The sequence below is a fragment of the Pseudomonas koreensis genome (genome assembly GCF_036668835.1).
Classification (GTDB): domain Bacteria; phylum Pseudomonadota; class Gammaproteobacteria; order Pseudomonadales; family Pseudomonadaceae; genus Aquipseudomonas; species Aquipseudomonas koreensis_I.
Genome location: NZ_JAZEVW010000003.1, coordinates 723,432 through 741,369, shown reverse-complemented (window position 1 = coordinate 741,369; position 17,938 = coordinate 723,432). Strand labels below are relative to the sequence as shown.

The window sequence follows — 17,938 nt, the reverse complement described above, 5'->3', positions numbered from 1 at the left end:
CCCGCCAAGACCTTCAGTGGATAGGGTGTTATGTCCGGAAAAGCGCAACAGCAGTCTCGTATTATTGAGTTGATCAAACTGGGTCGTGAGCAGAAGTATCTGACTTACGCCGAGGTCAACGACCACCTGCCCGAGGATATTTCAGATCCGGAGCAGGTGGAAGACATCATCCGCATGATCAACGACATGGGGATCCCCGTACACGAGAGTGCTCCGGATGCGGACGCCCTTATGTTGGCCGACGCCGATACCGACGAGGCCGCTGCGGAAGAAGCAGCCGCTGCGTTGGCAGCGGTGGAGACCGATATCGGTCGCACCACTGACCCTGTGCGCATGTATATGCGTGAAATGGGTACGGTAGAGCTTCTGACTCGTGAAGGCGAAATCGAAATCGCCAAGCGGATCGAAGAAGGCATTCGTGAAGTGATGAGCGCTATCGCGCACTTCCCTGGCACGGTTGACCACATTCTCTCCGAGTACACGCGTGTCACCACCGAAGGTGGTCGCCTGTCCGACGTTCTGAGCGGTTATATCGACCCGGACGACGGCATTGCGCCGCCGGCGGCAGAAGTGCCGCCGCCGGTTGACCCGAAAGCCGTCAAGGCAGACGACGATACCGACGACGATGAAGCCGACGCTTCCGATGATGAAGAAGAAGCCGAAAGCGGTCCGGATCCGGTCATCGCTGCGCAGCGCTTTGGCGCCGTCGCCGACCAGATGGAAGTCACTCGCAAGGCCCTGAAAAAGCACGGTCGCAACAACAAGGCAGCGATTGCCGAGTTGCTCGCACTGGCCGAGCTGTTCATGCCGATCAAACTGGTACCGAAGCAATTCGAAGGCCTGGTCGAGCGTGTTCGCAGCGCCCTGGATCGTCTGCGTCAGCAAGAGCGCGCAATCATGCAACTGTGCGTACGTGATGCACGTATGCCGCGCGCCGATTTCCTGCGTCAGTTCCCGGGAAACGAAGTCGACGAAAGCTGGTCCGACGCTCTGGCCAAAGGCAAGAGCAAGTACGCCGAAGCCATCGGTCGCGTGCAGCCGGACATCATTCGTTGCCAGCAGAAACTGATCGCGCTGGAAACCGAAACCGGTCTGACCATCGCAGAAATCAAGGACATCAACCGTCGCATGTCGATCGGTGAGGCCAAGGCCCGCCGCGCGAAGAAAGAGATGGTTGAAGCCAACCTGCGTCTGGTGATCTCGATCGCCAAGAAGTACACCAACCGCGGCCTGCAATTCCTCGATCTGATCCAGGAAGGCAACATCGGTCTGATGAAAGCGGTGGACAAGTTCGAATACCGTCGTGGTTACAAGTTCTCGACTTATGCCACCTGGTGGATCCGTCAGGCGATCACTCGCTCGATCGCCGACCAGGCCCGCACCATCCGTATTCCGGTGCACATGATCGAGACGATCAACAAGCTCAACCGCATTTCCCGGCAGATGTTGCAGGAAATGGGTCGCGAACCGACTCCGGAAGAGCTGGGCGAACGTATGGAAATGCCTGAGGACAAGATCCGCAAGGTATTGAAGATCGCCAAAGAGCCGATCTCCATGGAAACCCCGATCGGTGATGACGAAGACTCCCATCTGGGCGACTTCATCGAAGACTCGACCATGCAGTCGCCAATCGATGTCGCCACCGTTGAGAGCCTCAAAGAAGCGACTCGCGAAGTGCTGTCCGGCCTCACTGCCCGTGAAGCAAAAGTACTGCGCATGCGTTTCGGTATCGACATGAACACCGACCACACGCTCGAAGAGGTGGGCAAACAATTTGACGTAACGCGTGAGCGGATCCGTCAGATCGAAGCCAAGGCGCTGCGCAAGCTGCGCCATCCGACACGAAGCGAGCATCTGCGCTCCTTCCTCGACGAGTGATACCAGAACCCCCGGCCCAGGCCGGGGGTTTTGTTTATATGGCAGATTAAATTCTCCGCACCGCCCCTGCCCTGCATACCCCGTCTACACTCGAACCAATCATCCCCGAGCCATAACGAGAGCGTTATGCACAGATTGGCGCCCGTGCTTTTTTTGCTGTCACTGATGATCTGGACCGCAACGGCTGACGCGCTGACTCTGACCGATGAAGAACGCAGCTGGCTGACGGCGCACCCGGACTTGCGCCTGGGTGTCGACGCGTCGTGGCCACCTTTCGAGTTTCGTGACGATCAGAACCGCTATCAGGGCCTGGCCGCCGACTATATCGGCGTGATTCGCCAACGCCTGGCGATCAAATTGACGCCAATCGAACCGGTCAGCTGGACCGTGGTGCTGGAACAGGTGAAAAGCGGCAAGATCGATCTGCTGCCCGGCATCATGTCGACCCCTGAACGCCAGACCTACCTGTCGTTCACCCGTCCCTATCTGGATTTTCCGATCGTTATCCTCGCTCATATCGGTGGCGCGCAGCCGCGCAAGATTGGCGATCTGTACGGTTTGAAAATCGCTGTGGTGGAAAATTACGCGCCCCACGAACTGCTGCGCACTCATCATCCGGATCTTAATCTGGTGGCAATGCCCAACGTCAGCTCGGCGTTGCAGGCACTCGCCACCGATGAAGTCGACGCGGTCGTCGGCGATCTCGCGTCCAGTGTCTGGAGCTTGCGCCAGCTCAAGCTCGACGGCCTGTATGTCAGCGGTGAAACCCCTTATCGCTACCAATTGGCGATGGCCGTGCCGCGCGACAACAAAGTGCTTGTGGGGATTCTCGACAAAGTGCTGGCCGACATGAGCCCGGATGAGATCAGCAGTATTCAGGAGCAGTGGGTCGGGAACGTCCTCGATCATCGGACATTCTGGTCCGATCTGTTGATCTACGGTTTACCGGGGCTGCTGCTGTTGATGACGATCCTTGCCGTGGTGATCCGCATCAACCGCCGCCTCAGCTCGGAAATCTCCCGTCGCATCGATCTCGAACAGGAGCTGCGCAGCAGCGAATATCACTACCGTGGCTTGGTAGAAAGCTTGTCGGCCATTGCCTGGGAAGCGCGGATGAGCGACTTCACCTACAGCTATGTCTCGCCCCATGCCGAGGACTTGCTCGGCTATCCGCAATCTCACTGGCTGATACCCGGGTTCTGGCACAACATCATTCACCCGGCGGATCTGACCCGCACGCAAAACTATTGCAAAGAGGCCCTGCGTGAAGGTCGTGATCACATTGTCGATTACCGGGTCATCACTGCCGACGGCCGCTGTCTGTGGGTGCGCGACATCGTCAGCCTGATTGAACATGGTCACGAACCGGTGATGCGCGGTTTGATGATCGACATCAGCGAGATCAAGCGCACTGAAGAAGCGCTACGTCTCTCGGAGCAGAAATTCGCCTCGGTCTTTCAACAGTGCCCGGACATTTTGGTGATCGCGCGGCTGTCCGATGGCTGCCTGCTGGAAGTCAACGAAGCGTTTGAAGAGCAGATCGGACTGAAAGCCAGGGACGTCCTCGGGCAGACCGCGACCGATCTTAATATCTGGGGAATTCCCGGCGTCGGCCCGGGACTGCTCCAGCGATTGCAGGCGGGCAGCATCCGCAACCTGGAGATGCCTTTTCGTCGCAACAACGGCCAAGTGTTCACCGGTCTGATTTCCGCCGAGCCATTCGATCTGGACGCCACCGCGGCGCTGGTGGTCGTCGTCCGCGACATCACCCAGCTCAAGGAAACCCAGCAGCAGCTGCAAACCTCTGAAGAGAAATTCGCCAAGGCTTTCCACGCTTCACCGGATGGCTTGCTGCTGTCGCGCCAAAGCGATGGTCTGCTGCTGGAAGTCAACGAGGGCTTCAGCCGCATTACCGGCTTCAACAGCGCCATGTCAGTGGACCGCTCGACACTTGATCTGGGCATCTGGGTCAATCTCAATGAGCGCAAGCAGATGCTCGACCTGCTGCAACGCGACGGCTTCGTCCGCGATTTCACCTGCCATATCCGCCGCAGTGACGGGCAGATTCGCCTCTGCGAAGTGTCCAGTCGGCCGCTGCCGATCGGCGAAGAAGACTGCATGCTGACCATCGCCCGTGACATCACCGAGCGCCATCTGATGCAGGAAAAACTGCAGCAGGCCGCCACCGTGTTCGAAAGCACCGCCGAGGGCGTGCTGATCACCGATACCCAACAGCACATCAGCGCGGTCAACCGCGCCTTCACCGAGATCACCGGTTACAGCGAAAGCGAAGCTCTCGGCCATACCCCACGCCTGCTCGCTTCCGGCCTGCATGACAGCGCCTTTTACGCGGCAATGTGGCACCAGTTGACCGCCGAAGGTCACTGGCAAGGCGAGATCTCCAACCGGCGCAAGAACGGCGAGTTGTACCCAAGCTGGCTGACCATCAGTGCGGTGCGCAATCGCGACAAGTTCATCACCCACTTTGTCGCGGTGTTCGCCGACATTTCCAGCCTCAAGCATGCCCAGGCCAAGCTCGATTATCAGGCGCATCATGACCCGCTTACCGGTCTGCCGAACCGCACATTGTTCGAAAGTCGTTTGCAGATGGCGCTCAATGGTCAACAGGAGAACGGCGGTCAGGGCGCCGTGCTGTTTCTCGATCTCGACCGCTTCAAACACATCAATGACAGCCTCGGTCACCCGGTTGGCGACCTGCTGCTCAAGGGCATCGCCATCCGCTTGAAAGAGCAATTGCGCGATATCGATACCGTTGCACGTCTGGGCGGCGATGAATTCATCATCCTGCTGCCCGGCCTGCAGCAAGCCAGTGATGCCGACAATATCGCCAGCAAGCTGCTCAACTGCTTTGGCGCACCGTTCCAGGCGGGTGAGCATGAGTTTTTCATCAGCGCCAGCATTGGCACCAGCCTGTATCCGCGCGACGGCAGCGACGTCGCCACGCTGGTCAAGAACGCCGACGCGGCGATGTATCGCTCCAAGGCCAAGGGCCGCAACCGCGTCGAAAGCTATACGCGCGACCTCACCGCCCAGGCCAGCGAACGCATTGCGCTTGAACACGAACTGCGCCGGGCCATCGAGCGGGACGAACTGCTCCTGTATTACCAACCGAAAATCAGTCTGGCCGACCATCGTCTGGTTGGCGCCGAAGCGTTGATCCGCTGGCGTCACCCGACTTTTGGCGACGTACCACCCGAGCACTTCATACCGCTGGCCGAAGAAAACGGCATGATCCTGCAGATCGGTGACTGGGTGCTCGAGACGGCGTGCCGGCAGATGTTCGAATGGAATCAGGTCTACGACAGCCTCGGCCCGCTGTCGGTCAACCTCGCCGGCGCGCAACTGCGCCAGCCGAATCTGCTCGGACGCATTGAGCAACTGCTCAAGGACAACCGCCTCCAGCCGGATTTACTGCAACTGGAAATTACCGAGAATTTCATCATGAGTCAGGCCGAAGAGGCGCTGGCCGTGCTGCACCAGCTCAAACACCTCGGCGTGCAACTGGCGATCGACGACTTCGGCACCGGTTATTCCTCGCTCAGCTATCTCAAGCGTCTGCCGCTGGACATCCTCAAGATCGATCAGTCATTCGTCCGCGGCCTGCCCGACGACCCCCACGACGCGGCGATTGTCCGAGCCATCATCGCATTGGGCCGAAGCATGCAATTCACCGTCATCGCCGAAGGTGTCGAAACCCAGGCACAACAACAATTCCTCGCCGCCGAAGGCTGCGAACAGATCCAGGGCTACATCGTCAGCCTGCCACTGCCACCGGAAGAATTCGCCGCAACGTTTCTGCGTGTAACCGTATCGGATTTTTCGGATAGCACAGCCGAGAAACCGTCGCTATAATCCGCGACCTACTGAGGGCCTATAGCTCAGTTGGTTAGAGCAGAGGACTCATAATCCTTTGGTCCACGGTTCAAGTCCGTGTGGGCCCACCAAATTGAAAGCCGCGCTATATGCGCGGCTTTTTTGTGGGCGGGTGATCAGGCTGCTACCTCACAAACGCAAAGCTCGGAAGACTTCCCCGAGACTGTAGGTAAATTCTGAATTCGCGATATTGAGCGCTTTGATGCCTGTTGGGATTATGTTCCCAGGGATACTCTCCAGACGTCGCGGCTTATCAGCGACTAGGCTTGGAAACCCGTCGAAATCAGTGAACAGCAACAGCGCTTCGCTCTTTAGCTATGGCGCCCGTAAATAAGACGCCTTAGACGTGCCGGTTCCTGGTTTCCGTTTTCCAACCTACGCATGGTTGCCATTCGACTCAAACGAACGTGGTGACTCCCCACATCGCGCTCGTTGCACGTTCGGCGACAATCACTATGGAATGGAAAGACCTGCTTATTGGCGGACGCAAATACTGCATGGCGCATTTACAACCCTTTCAACTTGCGTTCGACGTCGCTGAGCACAGCTTGTCGTCAGATTTGAATTCGGCTTCCACTGTTTTACCGATGACAAAGGTAACGGCCAGCCGCTCAGACACAGAGGAGAGGTTCGGTATTTTTGTGCGGACCGCCATTACCGCAGCAGCCAGATTACAGACTACCTGCATAAACGTTTTTTCAAAGGTCTGGCTGTGCCCTTCTACGTAGAAAACAGTCAGCGCTACTACTGCCTTGATTTGCATGACTACGCGCTCTTTTTTTCGATCAGCAAGCCGCAGAACACGACGAACCGTCTGAAACTCCGAATCATTTCCGCCTACGAGGTCGCTGACTGGGGACGAGCGAAGCTGCCGAAAGGAAAACCTCATAACGTCCGCTACATTCTGGAAATGCGTAACGCGGGGAAATCCGTTTGAGAGAAAGCAAAAAGCCCCGATGCTTGCGCATCGGGGCTTTTTGTAAATCTCAATATCGGCCTGTCCTTTCACGGTTTCCCGTTTATCCCGCTCACTGGCTAGGAGTAGCTCGCGCCACCGAAATCAACACCCTTTGCTTGCAAAGTTCCGGTCTGTGCTGACGTGCCGATAATAGCCCTTGAACTTGACAAGAGCAACCGTCCCATCCGTTCGCATCTTCGTCGACGACGATAGGTGCCGCCGTATGCTCCAACGTGATTGACCCTGTAACATCCGAACCTCATTGCTCATGCTATCGGAGCCACCTTTGCCAGATACCCGCCCCCCCACCCTCGACGAAATCGACCGCCAGCTGATCGCCGCCCTGCAAATCAACGCTCGCGAAAGCGTGGCCATGCTCGCCCGGCAGCTGGGCATCGCGCGAACCACGGTGACTTCACGGTTGGCACGTCTGGAAAAGGCCAAAGTCATCACCGGTTATGGCGTGCGCTTGGGTCAGCGTGTGGTTGATGGTGGGTTGCAGGCCTATGTCGGGATCAAGGTGCAGCCGCGTTCCGGCAAGGAGGTGTTGCGTCGCTTGAGCGCGATGGCGCAGGTGCAGCAGTTGTGTGCGGTGAGTGGCGAGTTTGATTATGTGGCGTGGTTGCGGACCGATTCGCCGGAGCAGCTGGATCAGTTGCTGGATCAGATCGGCAGTGTCGACGGGGTGGAGAAGACCACGACTTCGATCATTTTGAGTAGCAAGATTGATCGGGGGCAGCCGGTTTGAATTTTCCCGCTGGGGTTTCTCGGTTGAATGTGCAGGCCTCTTCGCGGGCAAGCCCGCTCCCACAGTGATCGAAGTGAAGCCCGGAATCGTCGTTCTGCACAGCCTAATAGCAAAACGACGACACATTGCGTCTTATTAACGTGTTCCATGCTCCCTAGAATGGCTGGCATCTTTTCCTATACTCAGACGCGCATTCCGCGTCGGGTCGCCAGCAAGGTCAGCCATGAACAAGAACAATCGCCATCCTGCAGACGGTAAGAAACCAGTCACCATTTTCGGCCCGGACTTTCCGTTCGCTTTCGACGACTGGATCGAACATCCGGCCGGTCTGGGCAGTATTCCGGAGCACCATCACGGCGCTGAAGTGGCGATTGTCGGCGCGGGCATTGCCGGTCTGGTGGCTGCATACGAGTTGATGAAGCTTGGCCTTAAACCGGTGGTGTACGAGGCGTCAAAACTGGGCGGTCGTCTGCGCTCGCAAGCCTTCAACGGTACCGACGCCATTGTTGCGGAACTCGGCGGCATGCGCTTTCCGGTGTCCTCCACGGCGTTCTATCACTACGTCGACAAGCTCGGCCTCGAAACCAAGCCTTTCCCCAACCCGTTGACCGGCGCCTCCGGCAGCACCGTGATCGATCTGGAAGGCGAAACCTATTACGCAGAAAGCCTGAAGGATCTTCCTCCGTTGTTCCAAGAGGTGGCTGATGCCTGGGCGGATGCGCTGGAGGCCGGTTCGCAGTTCTCCGATATTCAACAAGCCATCCGCGACCGCGATGTGCCGCGCCTCAAAGAGCTGTGGAACAAGCTCGTTCCATTGTGGGACGACCGGACCTTTTACGACTTCGTTGCTACATCGAAAGCCTTCGCCAAATTGTCGTTCCAGCACCGCGAAGTGTTCGGTCAGGTCGGTTTCGGTACCGGCGGCTGGGACTCGGACTTCCCCAACTCGATGCTGGAAATCTTCCGTGTGGTGATGACCAATTGCGACGATCACCAGCATCTGGTGGTTGGCGGCGTCGAGCAAGTGCCGCAGGGCATCTGGCGGCATGTGCCGGAGCGCTGCGCGCATTGGCCCGCCGGCACCAGCCTGAAGTCCTTGCACCGTGGCGCGCCGCGTTCCGGCGTGAAGAAGATTGCCCATGCACCGGAAGGCCGTTTCGCGGTCACCGACAACAACGGCGACACCCGCGAATATGCCGCCGTGCTGACCACCTGCCAGAGCTGGCTGCTGACCACCCAGATCGAGTGCGACGAAACCCTGTTTTCGCAGAAGATGTGGATGGCGCTGGACCGCACGCGCTACATGCAGTCGTCGAAAACCTTCGTGATGGTCGACCGGCCGTTCTGGAAGGACAAGGACCCGGAAACCGGTCGCGACCTGATGAGCATGACGCTCACCGATCGCCTGACTCGTGGCACCTACCTGTTCGACAACGGCGATGACAAGCCAGGGGTGATTTGCCTGTCGTATTCGTGGATGAGCGACGCTTTGAAAATGCTCCCGCACCCGGTGGAAAAACGTGTTGAGCTGGCGTTGAACGCGTTGAAGAAGATCTACCCCAAGGTCGACATTGCAGCGCGGATCATTGGCGACCCGATCACCGTGTCGTGGGAAGCCGATCCGTATTTCCTGGGTGCCTTCAAAGGCGCCCTGCCCGGCCACTATCGCTACAATCAGCGCATGTACGCGCATTTCATGCAAGACGATATGCCGGCCGAACAGCGCGGGATCTTCATTGCCGGTGACGACGTATCGTGGACACCAGCGTGGGTCGAGGGCGCAGTGCAGACTTCGCTGAATGCGGTGTGGGGGATCATGAAGCACTTCGGCGGTTCGACACATAAAGCGAACCCGGGCCCGGGTGATGTGTTCAAAGACATCGGCCCTATCGCCCTGCCCGAGTAAGAGGATTCTTCGATGCGTGTAGCCCTTTACCAATGTCCACCGCTGCCACTGGAGCCCGCCGCCAACCTGCACCGCTTGCACCGGGTGGCGATGGAAGCCAACGGTTCGGACCTGCTGGTGCTGCCGGAAATGTTCATGACCGGCTATAACATCGGCGCCGAAGCGGTCAGCACCCTGGCCGAGGTCTACAACGGTGAATGGGCGCAGCAGATCGGCCGAATTGCCAAGGCTGCGGGCATGGCGATCGTTTACGGTTATCCCGAGCGCACCGCAGACGGGCAGATCTACAACGCCGTGCAGTTGATCGACTCGACGGGCGAGCGCTTGGCCAATTACCGCAAGTCGCATCTGTACGGTGACCTCGACCGATCGATGTTCAGTCCGGGAGAGGCGAATTTGCCGGTGGTCGAGCTGAACGGCTGGAAGCTCGGCTTTCTCATCTGCTACGACCTGGAGTTTCCGGAAAACGCCCGCCGTCTGGCGCTGGCTGGCGCCGAACTGATCGTGGCGCCGACAGCCAACATGATTCCGTTCGATTTCGTTGCCGATGTCACCGTGCGCTCACGCGCCTTCGAAAACCAATGCTATGTGGCTTACGCCAATTACTGCGGTCACGAAGGCGACATCCAGTATTGCGGACAAAGCAGCATTGCTGCTCCGGACGGCAGCCGCATTGCCTTGGCCGGTCTCGACGAAGCGCTGATCGTTGGCGAGCTGGATCGTCAGTTGATGAACGATTCGCGAGCCGCCAATCGCTACCTCAGCGATCGCCGCCCCGAACTTTACGCCGCGCTGAACCAGCGCTAATCCGCTAGCATTGGCACTTCACCGTTCTGGAAGTGCCCATGCCCGCGCCGACTCACCCCCGCTCTCACACTGAAACTCTGGCCAACGGCTTGCGCGTGACCCTGCGTCATGCGCCCGGCCTCAAGCGTAGCGCTGCCGCTTTGCGCGTGGCGGCCGGTAGCCACGACGTGCCGCTGGCGTGGCCAGGGCTGGCGCATTTTCTAGAACATTTGCTGTTTCTCGGGACCGAGCGTTTCCCGGCGGCGGAAGGGCTGATGGCCTACGTTCAGGGCCACGGCGGCCAGGTGAACGCCAGCACCCGCGAGCGCACCACCGACTTTTTCTTCGAATTGCCTGTGCGATCTTTGAACGGTGGGCTGGAGCGTCTGTCAGACATGCTCGCGCAACCGCGTCTGAATCTGGACGATCAATTGCGCGAACGGGAAGTGCTGCAAGCGGAATATGTCGCCTGGTCGCAGGATCCGACAGCGCAAAAGCAGCTTGCCCTGTACGAAGGTTTACCGGCAGAACACCCGCTGCGGGGTTTTCATGCGGGCAATCGCGACAGCCTGAAAGTCGAACTGCCGGCGTTTCAACAAGCGATGAAAGATTTCCACCAGCGTTTCTATCGCAGCGGGCAGATGACATTGAGCCTGACCGGGCCACAAAGCCTGGAACAGTTGCTTGCACTGGCCGAGCAGTTCGCCGCCGCGCTACCGACTGGGGATAAAGTCGCGCAGGCAGCGCGTGTGCCGTTGGCGGTGAAAAGTTATCAACAGGTCGACGGGGCGCACGGTAATTTGCTGTTTGCGCTCGATGCATTACCGCAATCTTCTGCTGAAGCGCTGGCGTTTCTCTGCCATTGGCTCAATAGCGCCAAGCCCGGTGGGTTGCTGGCGTATTTGCGCGAGCAAAACCTCGCTGAGGGATTGAAGGCGCTGCCGCTTTATCACTTCGATGGGCAGGCGCTGCTGCATCTGCAATTCAATGCGGGCGCCGAAACGTTGAGCGTCATTCACCAGCAATCGCTGGATTGGTTGAGCTTCTTCGCACAACAGGACTGGGCGCCGCTGCGTGAGGAATATGCAGCTGTGCAGCAACGGCAGCAGCAAATCGGCGGTGCGCTGCAACTGGCGCGGCTGGACAGTGAACAGTTGCAAAACGGCCTGCCTGATTGCGCCGTCGAAGCACTGAAAAACATTCTGCGCGAACTCGGTGCTGTGGATAACTTCAGCCCGCATTGGCACTTGCCAGCCGCCAACCCCTTCCTGCGCGCCGATGAGCCGCTGGCCAACGCCGGACTGATCCGCGGCCAGACCAGCGCGCACCGTGGCCTGCGCACGTTCGCTCAGGACCGCTCACGCGGCCGCCGCGAACGCTCGCCGATGCAGTTCAGCCAGGCATTGCCGGGCACCGGTGATGAAGGCGCGTTATATCTGCGCTGGCAACTCGCCGCCGCCGCCAGCGTTGACCTGCAAGCGCGACTGCAGCGCAGCCTTCAGCAGATCCGGCAAGACGCCGGCGAGGCCGGGGTCGAGGTGTCGTTCAGCGTAACGGGCAACCAATGGCTGCTGAAACTCACCGGCCTGCAAGAGCCCATGCCCGGCGTGCTGGAGCACGCGCTGAAATGTCTGACATCGGTCTCCACCGATTCCCCGCGTGGCGAGCCGGAAACGCCGTTGATGCCGATCCGCCAATTGCTCAAGGCTTTGCCGCAGAGTTGCCTGGAGCCTGTCGGCGCATCGGATGACGCTGCACCTTTGTGGACAACGGCACGTTGGGACGGCCTCGCGCTGGGGTTCAGCCCGCAAAGCCAATCTGCCATGGGCCTGGCCTTGAGTCGCATCCCCGGCCAACCGGACCATCATCTGTCTGCGCCTTGTGCCATCAACGGCCGATACCTCTGGCAACATATCGACACGGCGTCCACCGAACACGCCGTGCTGCTGCACTGCCCAAGCCCCAGCCGGGACGTGGCCGATGAAGCCGCCTGGCGCTTGCTCGCTCAATTGCTGCAGACGCCGTTCTATCAGCGCCTGCGCGTCGAGCTGCAACTGGGCTACGCGGTGTTCAGCGCCTTGCGTCAGATCCATGGCCGCATCGCGCTGGTGTTTGGCGTGCAATCGCCCAACGCGCAGCCTGACGAACTGCTCGAAAACATCCAGCAGTTCCTCAATAGCCTCCCAGCGCTGATTGAGCAGATGAATGAAGCCAGCCTCAGCCAGCAACGGCAGAGCCTTGCCGATCAATTCGATGCAACTGAGCTCGGCTTTAAAGAAGCGGCCGAGCTGCTCTGGCAGGCCCGGCTTGCCGGCCATTCGTCGGATTATCTCGAGCGGTTGGTCGCCGCCATTGCCGCGCTGGACCGCCCGACACTGCTCGGCGCCGCGCAACGCCTGCTCGACGCCGAAGGCGGCTGGCTCTGTCTCGCCAGCGCTCCGGCTCCCGCCGCCCCCTGGCAAGCGGCGAAATGATCATTACCGAGGCTGCAAGGAGCTTTCTCAAAGATTCACGGGTCATCGCGTTGAAATTTTGAGTAACATAGCCGCCTAACTAATTGGAACATCACCGCGCTGCCGTGGACTATACCTATGGATAGCGCTATCCCAACCCACAGAAGGAGACATCTCATGGCCTGGACCAAACCTGCTTACACCGACCTGCGTATCGGCTTCGAAGTCACCATGTACTTCGCCAGCCGCTGAGTTCTGCTTACGCACAATCGCAGTGCAACGCCTCGGCTCGCCGGGGCGTTTTATTTTCCGCGTTGAAATGATGGAGCGTTCATGTTCGTCCAGATTCTGGGTTCGGCCGCCGGTGGCGGTTTTCCGCAGTGGAACTGCAATTGCGTCAATTGCGCAGGCTTTCGCGCCGGCAGCCTGAACGCCAAGGCCCGCACCCAATCGTCCATCGCGATTTCCGATAACGGCGTGAACTGGGTGTTGTGCAACGCCTCGCCGGACATCCGCGCGCAATTGCAAAGCTTCGCCCCGATGCAACCGGGCCGCGCCCTGCGTGACACCGGCATCAGCGCGATCATTCTGATGGACAGCCAGATCGACCACACTACCGGCCTGCTCAGCCTGCGCGAAGGCTGCCCGCATCAGGTCTGGTGCACGGACATGGTTCACGAAGACCTGAGCACCGGTTTCCCGCTGTTCAAGATGCTCACCCACTGGAACGGCGGGCTGGACTGGAACCGCATCGAACTCGATCAGAGCTTCACCGTCGCCGCGTGCCCGAACCTGCGTTTCACCCCGCTGCCGCTGCGCAGTGCAGCACCACCCTATTCGCCGCACCGTTTCGATCCGCATCCGGGCGACAACATCGGTTTGATCGTTGAAGACCTGAACACCGGCGGCAAATTGTTCTACGCGCCGGGTCTGGGCAAGGTCGATGCGCCGCTGCTGGAAATCATGGCTGGGAGTGATTGCCTGCTGGTCGACGGCACGCTGTGGGACGACGATGAAATGCAGCGTCGTGGCGTCGGCACCCGTACCGGTCGCGAGATGGGCCATCTGGCGCAGAACGGCCCCGGCGGCATGCTCGAAGTGCTGGAACAGCTTCCCGAGCAACGCAAAGTTCTTATTCACATCAACAACACCAACCCGATTCTCGACGAGGATTCGGCCGAGCGCGCAGAACTCGCGCGGCGCAATGTTGAAGTGGCGTTTGATGGCATGAGTATTGTGTTGTAGCGACCGGCCTCTTCGCGAGCAAGCTCGCTCCCACACTGGATCTGTGGCGTACACAAATCCTGTGGGAGCGAGCTTGCTCGCGAAGGCGTCCGAACAGACACCAAAGATTTCCAGGGTTGTTTCCGGAGAACCGCAATGACCGACACCCCGCTGTCTCCCGCCGAATTCGAAGCGGCCCTGCGTGCCAAAGGCGCCTATTACCATATCTACCACCCCTACCATGTGGCGATGTACGAAGGCCGCGCCACACGCGAGCAGATTCAGGGCTGGGTCGCCAACCGCTTCTACTATCAGGTGAACATCCCCTTGAAGGACGCGGCGATCCTCGCCAATTGCCCGGATCGGGAAATTCGCCGTGAGTGGATTCAGCGCCTGCTCGACCACGACGGTGCTCCCGGTGAAGACGGCGGCATCGAAGCCTGGCTGCGTCTCGGTCAGGCGGTCGGCCTCGACCCGGATCAATTGCGCTCGCAGGAATTAGTGCTGCCCGGCGTGCGCTTCGCCGTCGATGCGTACGTCAATTTCGCCCGCCGCGCCAGTTGGCAGGAAGCCGCCAGTAGTTCGCTGACCGAACTTTTCGCGCCGCAGATCCACCAGTCGCGTCTCGACAGCTGGCCGCAACATTACCCGTGGATCGACCCGGCCGGTTACGAATACTTTCGCACCCGCCTCGGTCAGGCGCGGCGGGATGTCGAACATGGTCTGGCGATCACACTCGAACACTACAAGACCCGTGAAGGCCAGGAGCGCATGCTGGAAATTCTCCAGTTCAAACTGGACATTCTTTGGAGCATGCTCGATGCCATGAGCATGGCCTATGAACTGAACCGTCCGCCGTATCACAGCGTCACTGATCAACGGGTCTGGCATAAAGGAATCAGCTTATGAGTTTCGACCGCAGTAAAGTCCCGAGCTGGCGTCCCGGCTACCGTTTCCAGTACGAACCGGCACAAAAAGGCCATGTGTTGCTTTACCCGGAAGGCATGATCAAGCTCAACGAAACGGCCGCCCTGATCGGCGGTTTGATTGATGGCGAACGCGATGTCGCAGCAATCATCGCCAAACTCGACGAGCAGTTCCCCGGCGTGCCGGAACTCGGTGACGACGTCGAGCAATTCATGGAGGTTGCCCGTGAGCAACACTGGCTCATTCTTGGCTGATCTGCCGGCCAAACCTGAAGTCGGCCTGCCGCTGTGGCTGCTCGCCGAGCTGACATACCGCTGCCCGCTGCAATGCCCGTACTGCTCCAATCCGCTGGATTTCGCCGAGCAGGGCAAAGAGCTGACGACCGAACAGTGGATCAAGGTCTTTCGCGAAGCGCGGGAGATGGGCGCGGCGCAACTGGGCTTTTCCGGTGGTGAACCGCTGGTGCGTCAGGATCTGGCCGAGCTGATTCACGAAGCACGGCAGCTGGGTTTCTACACCAACCTGATCACCTCCGGCATCGGCCTGACTGAGCAGAAGATCAGCGATTTCAAAAAGGCCGGGCTCGATCACATCCAGATCAGTTTCCAGGCCAGCGACGAGCAAGTGAACAACCTGCTCGCCGGCTCGAAAAAAGCCTTCGCGCAAAAGCTGGAAATGGCCCGCGCGGTGAAGGCCCATGGTTACCCGATGGTGCTGAACTTCGTCACTCACCGGCACAACATCGACAAGATCGACCGCATCATTGAGCTGTGCATTGCGCTGGAAGCCGACTTCGTCGAGCTCGCGACCTGCCAGTTTTATGGCTGGGCGCACCTCAATCGTGTCGGCCTGCTGCCGACCCAAGAGCAACTGGTGCGCGCCGAGCGCATCACCAACGAATACCGGGCAAAACTGGAAGCCGAAGGGCACCCGTGCAAGCTGATTTTCGTCACCCCGGATTACTACGAAGAGCGCCCGAAAGCCTGCATGAACGGCTGGGGCAGTATCTTTTTGACGGTGACACCGGACGGCACCGCCCTGCCCTGCCACGGCGCGCGTCAGTTGCCGGTGCAATTCCCCAATGTGCGCGATCACAGCATGCAGCACATCTGGTACGACTCGTTCGGCTTCAACCGCTTCCGCGGTTACGACTGGATGCCCGAGCCGTGCCGCTCGTGCGACGAGAAGGAAAAGGACTTTGGTGGCTGCCGCTGCCAGGCGTTCATGCTCACCGGCGATGCGAGTAATGCCGACCCGGTGTGCAGCAAGTCCGACCATCACGGCGTAATCCTCAAGGCTCGCGAAGAAGCCGAGAGCGCCACGCAGACCATCGAACAACTGGCCTTTCGCAATGAACGAAACTCACGCCTCATCGCCAAGGGCTGAGCCCTTCAGCGCCGCGCAAGCCGTCGCCGCCGGCGTGGATTTTGCCGAGTTGCAGCTCGGCACCAACGGCCTGTTCTGGAATGAATATCGCCCGCAGGATGCCGCGTGCCGAATCTGGCACTGGCGCGATGGCGTGGCGCAATGTCTGACGCCGGATGGCTTCAGCGTGCGCAGCCGCGTGTACGAATATGGTGGTGGTGCGTTTTGTCTGACGCCTGACGGGGTGGTATTCGTCAACGAGGCGGATCAGCAGTTGTATCGACAAACCTTGAATGGTGCGCCTGAATCACTGACCTCCGGCGATTGCCGCTTTGGTGATTTGCAGTATGCGTTCGGCCAGATCCTGGCGGTTGAGGAGCAGCGCGATCAACATCGATTGGTGGCGATTGATCTGACTGACGGCGCTCGGCACGTATTGGCTGAGGGCGCAGATTTTTATGCATCGCCCCTCTTGAGCCCGGACGGCAAGCGCCTGGCGTGGATCGAGTGGAGCCGGCCGCATCAGCCGTGGACGTCGACTCGGTTGATGACCGCCCAGCATTTGCCCGATGGCGGATTCGCCTCGCCGCGCTGCGTGGCTGGCGATGACATTGAAGAGTCGATTCAACAACCGCGCTTCGATGCCGAAGGTCGCTTGTATTGCCTGACAGACCGCGGCGGGTTTTGGCAACCGTGGATGGAAACTTCCAACGGCTTGAAACCATTGACCGCAGCTCCCGCTGATCATGCACCGGCACCGTGGCAACTGGGTGGCTGCACCTGGCTGCCGCTAGGCGACGACTTTTTAGCCAGTTGGAGCGAAAGCGGGTTTGGTCGTCTGACCTTAGGCGACAAGGATTTCACCGGCGACTACAGCCGCTTCCGTCATCTGGCCGCAGATCAGCAACACATTTACTGCATTGCTGCCTCGCCGATCAGCCCCTCGGCGATCATTTCCATTGATCGAACGACGCACCAACTCGCCGTGCTCGCCGGCGGCGCAGCGCCGTTGCCCGCCGAACGCATCAGCCGTCCGCAAACCCTGCGCTATCCAAGCGGTTCGGGTGAAACGCATGGCTTCTTTTACCCGGCCATGGGCGCCGAGAAGACACCTCCATTGGTGGTGTTTATCCACGGCGGCCCGACATCAGCCTGCTACCCGATGCTCGACCCACGCATTCAATACTGGACCCAGCGCGGCTTTGCCGTCGCCGATCTCAACTATCGCGGCAGCAGCGGTTACGGCCGGCAATACCGCCAGGCTTTGCATTGGCGCTGGGGTGAAGTGGATGTCGAGGATGCGTGCAACGTCGTCGCGTATCTCGCCGACCAAGGCTTGATCGACGGGCAGCGCGCGTTCATTCGGGGCGGCAGCGCCGGCGGCTACACCACGTTGTGCGCGTTGGCGTTCATGCAAGTCTTCCGCGCAGGCGCGAGTTTGTACGGGGTCAGCGACCCTGTTGCATTGGGCCGGGCAACGCACAAGTTCGAAGGCGACTATCTGGACTGGCTGATCGGCGATCCCGAGCGGGACGCCGAACGCTACGCCGCACGCACGCCCTTGCTGCACGCAGACCATATCAGCGTGCCGGTGATTTTCTTTCAGGGTGAACTGGATGCGGTGGTCGTGCCGCAGCAAACCCGCGACATGGTCGCCGCACTTGAACGTAACGGCATCCCGGTCGAAGCCCATTACTATTGCGATGAACGTCACGGCTTCCGCCGCGCCGCCAATCAGGCGCATGCGCTGGAACAGGAGTGGCAGTTTTATCGGCGGGTGATGGGATTGGCGAACTGAT

Annotated in this window: 13 protein-coding genes and 1 tRNA gene; 13 read left to right on the top strand and 1 reads right to left on the bottom strand. The window is 59.6% G+C overall.

Annotated elements, in window-relative coordinates; all coding sequences use genetic code 11:
• Positions 1-30 precede the first annotated feature (30 nt).
• The 3 genes from rpoD (at position 31) to V6F91_RS12555 (ending at position 5,843) form a co-directional block, all read left to right on the top strand.
• A complete protein-coding gene (rpoD, locus tag V6F91_RS12565) occupies positions 31-1,878 on the top strand; it encodes an RNA polymerase sigma factor RpoD (protein ID WP_332764797.1) in 1,848 nt (615 codons plus the stop codon).
• Between the two features lie 126 nt (positions 1,879-2,004).
• Positions 2,005-5,751, top strand: a complete 3,747-nt coding sequence (locus V6F91_RS12560) for a bifunctional diguanylate cyclase/phosphodiesterase (RefSeq protein WP_332764796.1) — start codon at positions 2,005-2,007, stop codon at positions 5,749-5,751.
• A 15-nt stretch (positions 5,752-5,766) separates the two neighbouring features.
• Positions 5,767-5,843, top strand: a tRNA-Ile gene (locus tag V6F91_RS12555).
• 446 nt (positions 5,844-6,289) lie between these two features.
• On the opposite strand, the gene V6F91_RS12550 is transcribed toward V6F91_RS12555, so the two are convergent.
• Complete coding sequence (locus V6F91_RS12550) at positions 6,290-6,535, bottom strand: hypothetical protein (RefSeq protein ID WP_332764794.1); 246 nt, start codon at positions 6,533-6,535, stop codon at positions 6,290-6,292.
• A 481-nt stretch (positions 6,536-7,016) separates the two neighbouring features.
• Here V6F91_RS12550 and V6F91_RS12545 point away from each other — a divergent pair, with 481 nt between their 5' ends.
• From V6F91_RS12545 to V6F91_RS12500, 10 genes are all read left to right on the top strand, one after another.
• Positions 7,017-7,478: an Lrp/AsnC family transcriptional regulator gene (locus tag V6F91_RS12545; protein ID WP_186649321.1), complete on the top strand. Its 462-nt coding sequence runs from the start codon at positions 7,017-7,019 to the stop codon at positions 7,476-7,478.
• A 223-nt stretch (positions 7,479-7,701) separates the two neighbouring features.
• The gene (locus V6F91_RS12540; protein ID WP_332764787.1) at positions 7,702-9,384 is read left to right on the top strand and encodes a flavin monoamine oxidase family protein; all 1,683 of its coding nucleotides are present in this window, start codon (positions 7,702-7,704) and stop codon (positions 9,382-9,384) included.
• A gap of 12 nt (positions 9,385-9,396) precedes the next feature.
• Positions 9,397-10,191 (top strand): carbon-nitrogen hydrolase family protein, encoded by a 795-nt coding sequence (locus V6F91_RS12535; protein ID WP_332764785.1) that lies wholly within the window; start codon positions 9,397-9,399, stop codon positions 10,189-10,191.
• Positions 10,192-10,229: 38 nt separating this feature from the next.
• A complete protein-coding gene (pqqF, locus tag V6F91_RS12530; protein ID WP_332764783.1) occupies positions 10,230-12,644 on the top strand; it encodes a pyrroloquinoline quinone biosynthesis protein PqqF in 2,415 nt (804 codons plus the stop codon).
• A gap of 156 nt (positions 12,645-12,800) precedes the next feature.
• On the top strand, positions 12,801-12,875 hold the full coding sequence (gene pqqA, locus V6F91_RS12525) for a pyrroloquinoline quinone precursor peptide PqqA (protein WP_003444522.1): 75 nt from the start codon (positions 12,801-12,803) through the stop codon (positions 12,873-12,875).
• Positions 12,876-12,956: 81 nt separating this feature from the next.
• A complete protein-coding gene (pqqB, locus tag V6F91_RS12520) occupies positions 12,957-13,868 on the top strand; it encodes a pyrroloquinoline quinone biosynthesis protein PqqB (protein WP_332764781.1) in 912 nt (303 codons plus the stop codon).
• 135 nt (positions 13,869-14,003) lie between these two features.
• Positions 14,004-14,756, top strand: a complete 753-nt coding sequence (gene pqqC / locus V6F91_RS12515) for a pyrroloquinoline-quinone synthase PqqC (RefSeq protein ID WP_090286883.1) — start codon at positions 14,004-14,006, stop codon at positions 14,754-14,756.
• On the top strand, positions 14,753-15,028 hold the full coding sequence (gene pqqD, locus V6F91_RS12510; RefSeq protein ID WP_332764778.1) for a pyrroloquinoline quinone biosynthesis peptide chaperone PqqD: 276 nt from the start codon (positions 14,753-14,755) through the stop codon (positions 15,026-15,028). The genes pqqC and pqqD overlap by 4 nt, the downstream gene beginning before the upstream one ends.
• A complete protein-coding gene (gene pqqE / locus V6F91_RS12505; protein WP_332764776.1) occupies positions 15,000-16,160 on the top strand; it encodes a pyrroloquinoline quinone biosynthesis protein PqqE in 1,161 nt (386 codons plus the stop codon). The genes pqqD and pqqE overlap by 29 nt, the downstream gene beginning before the upstream one ends.
• On the top strand, positions 16,126-17,937 hold the full coding sequence (locus V6F91_RS12500) for a S9 family peptidase (RefSeq protein ID WP_332764774.1): 1,812 nt from the start codon (positions 16,126-16,128) through the stop codon (positions 17,935-17,937). Before pqqE ends, V6F91_RS12500 begins: the two co-directional genes overlap by 35 nt.
• Position 17,938: the final 1 nt, after the last annotated feature.

Bases quoted from the DNA above. Each gene is read 5' to 3' on its own strand.
- rpoD (WP_332764797.1), top strand. From the start codon at position 31: ATGTCCGGAAAAGCGCAACAGCAGTCTCGTATTATTGAGTTGATCAAA.
- V6F91_RS12560 (WP_332764796.1), top strand. From the start codon at position 2,005: ATGCACAGATTGGCGCCCGTGCTTTTTTTGCTGTCACTGATGATCTGG.
- V6F91_RS12550 (WP_332764794.1), bottom strand. From the start codon at position 6,535: ATGCAAATCAAGGCAGTAGTAGCGCTGACTGTTTTCTACGTAGAAGGG.
- V6F91_RS12540 (WP_332764787.1), top strand. From the start codon at position 7,702: ATGAACAAGAACAATCGCCATCCTGCAGACGGTAAGAAACCAGTCACC.
- V6F91_RS12535 (WP_332764785.1), top strand. From the start codon at position 9,397: ATGCGTGTAGCCCTTTACCAATGTCCACCGCTGCCACTGGAGCCCGCC.
- pqqF (WP_332764783.1), top strand. From the start codon at position 10,230: ATGCCCGCGCCGACTCACCCCCGCTCTCACACTGAAACTCTGGCCAAC.
- pqqB (WP_332764781.1), top strand. From the start codon at position 12,957: ATGTTCGTCCAGATTCTGGGTTCGGCCGCCGGTGGCGGTTTTCCGCAG.
- pqqC (WP_090286883.1), top strand. From the start codon at position 14,004: ATGACCGACACCCCGCTGTCTCCCGCCGAATTCGAAGCGGCCCTGCGT.
- pqqD (WP_332764778.1), top strand. From the start codon at position 14,753: ATGAGTTTCGACCGCAGTAAAGTCCCGAGCTGGCGTCCCGGCTACCGT.
- V6F91_RS12500 (WP_332764774.1), top strand. From the start codon at position 16,126: ATGAACGAAACTCACGCCTCATCGCCAAGGGCTGAGCCCTTCAGCGCC.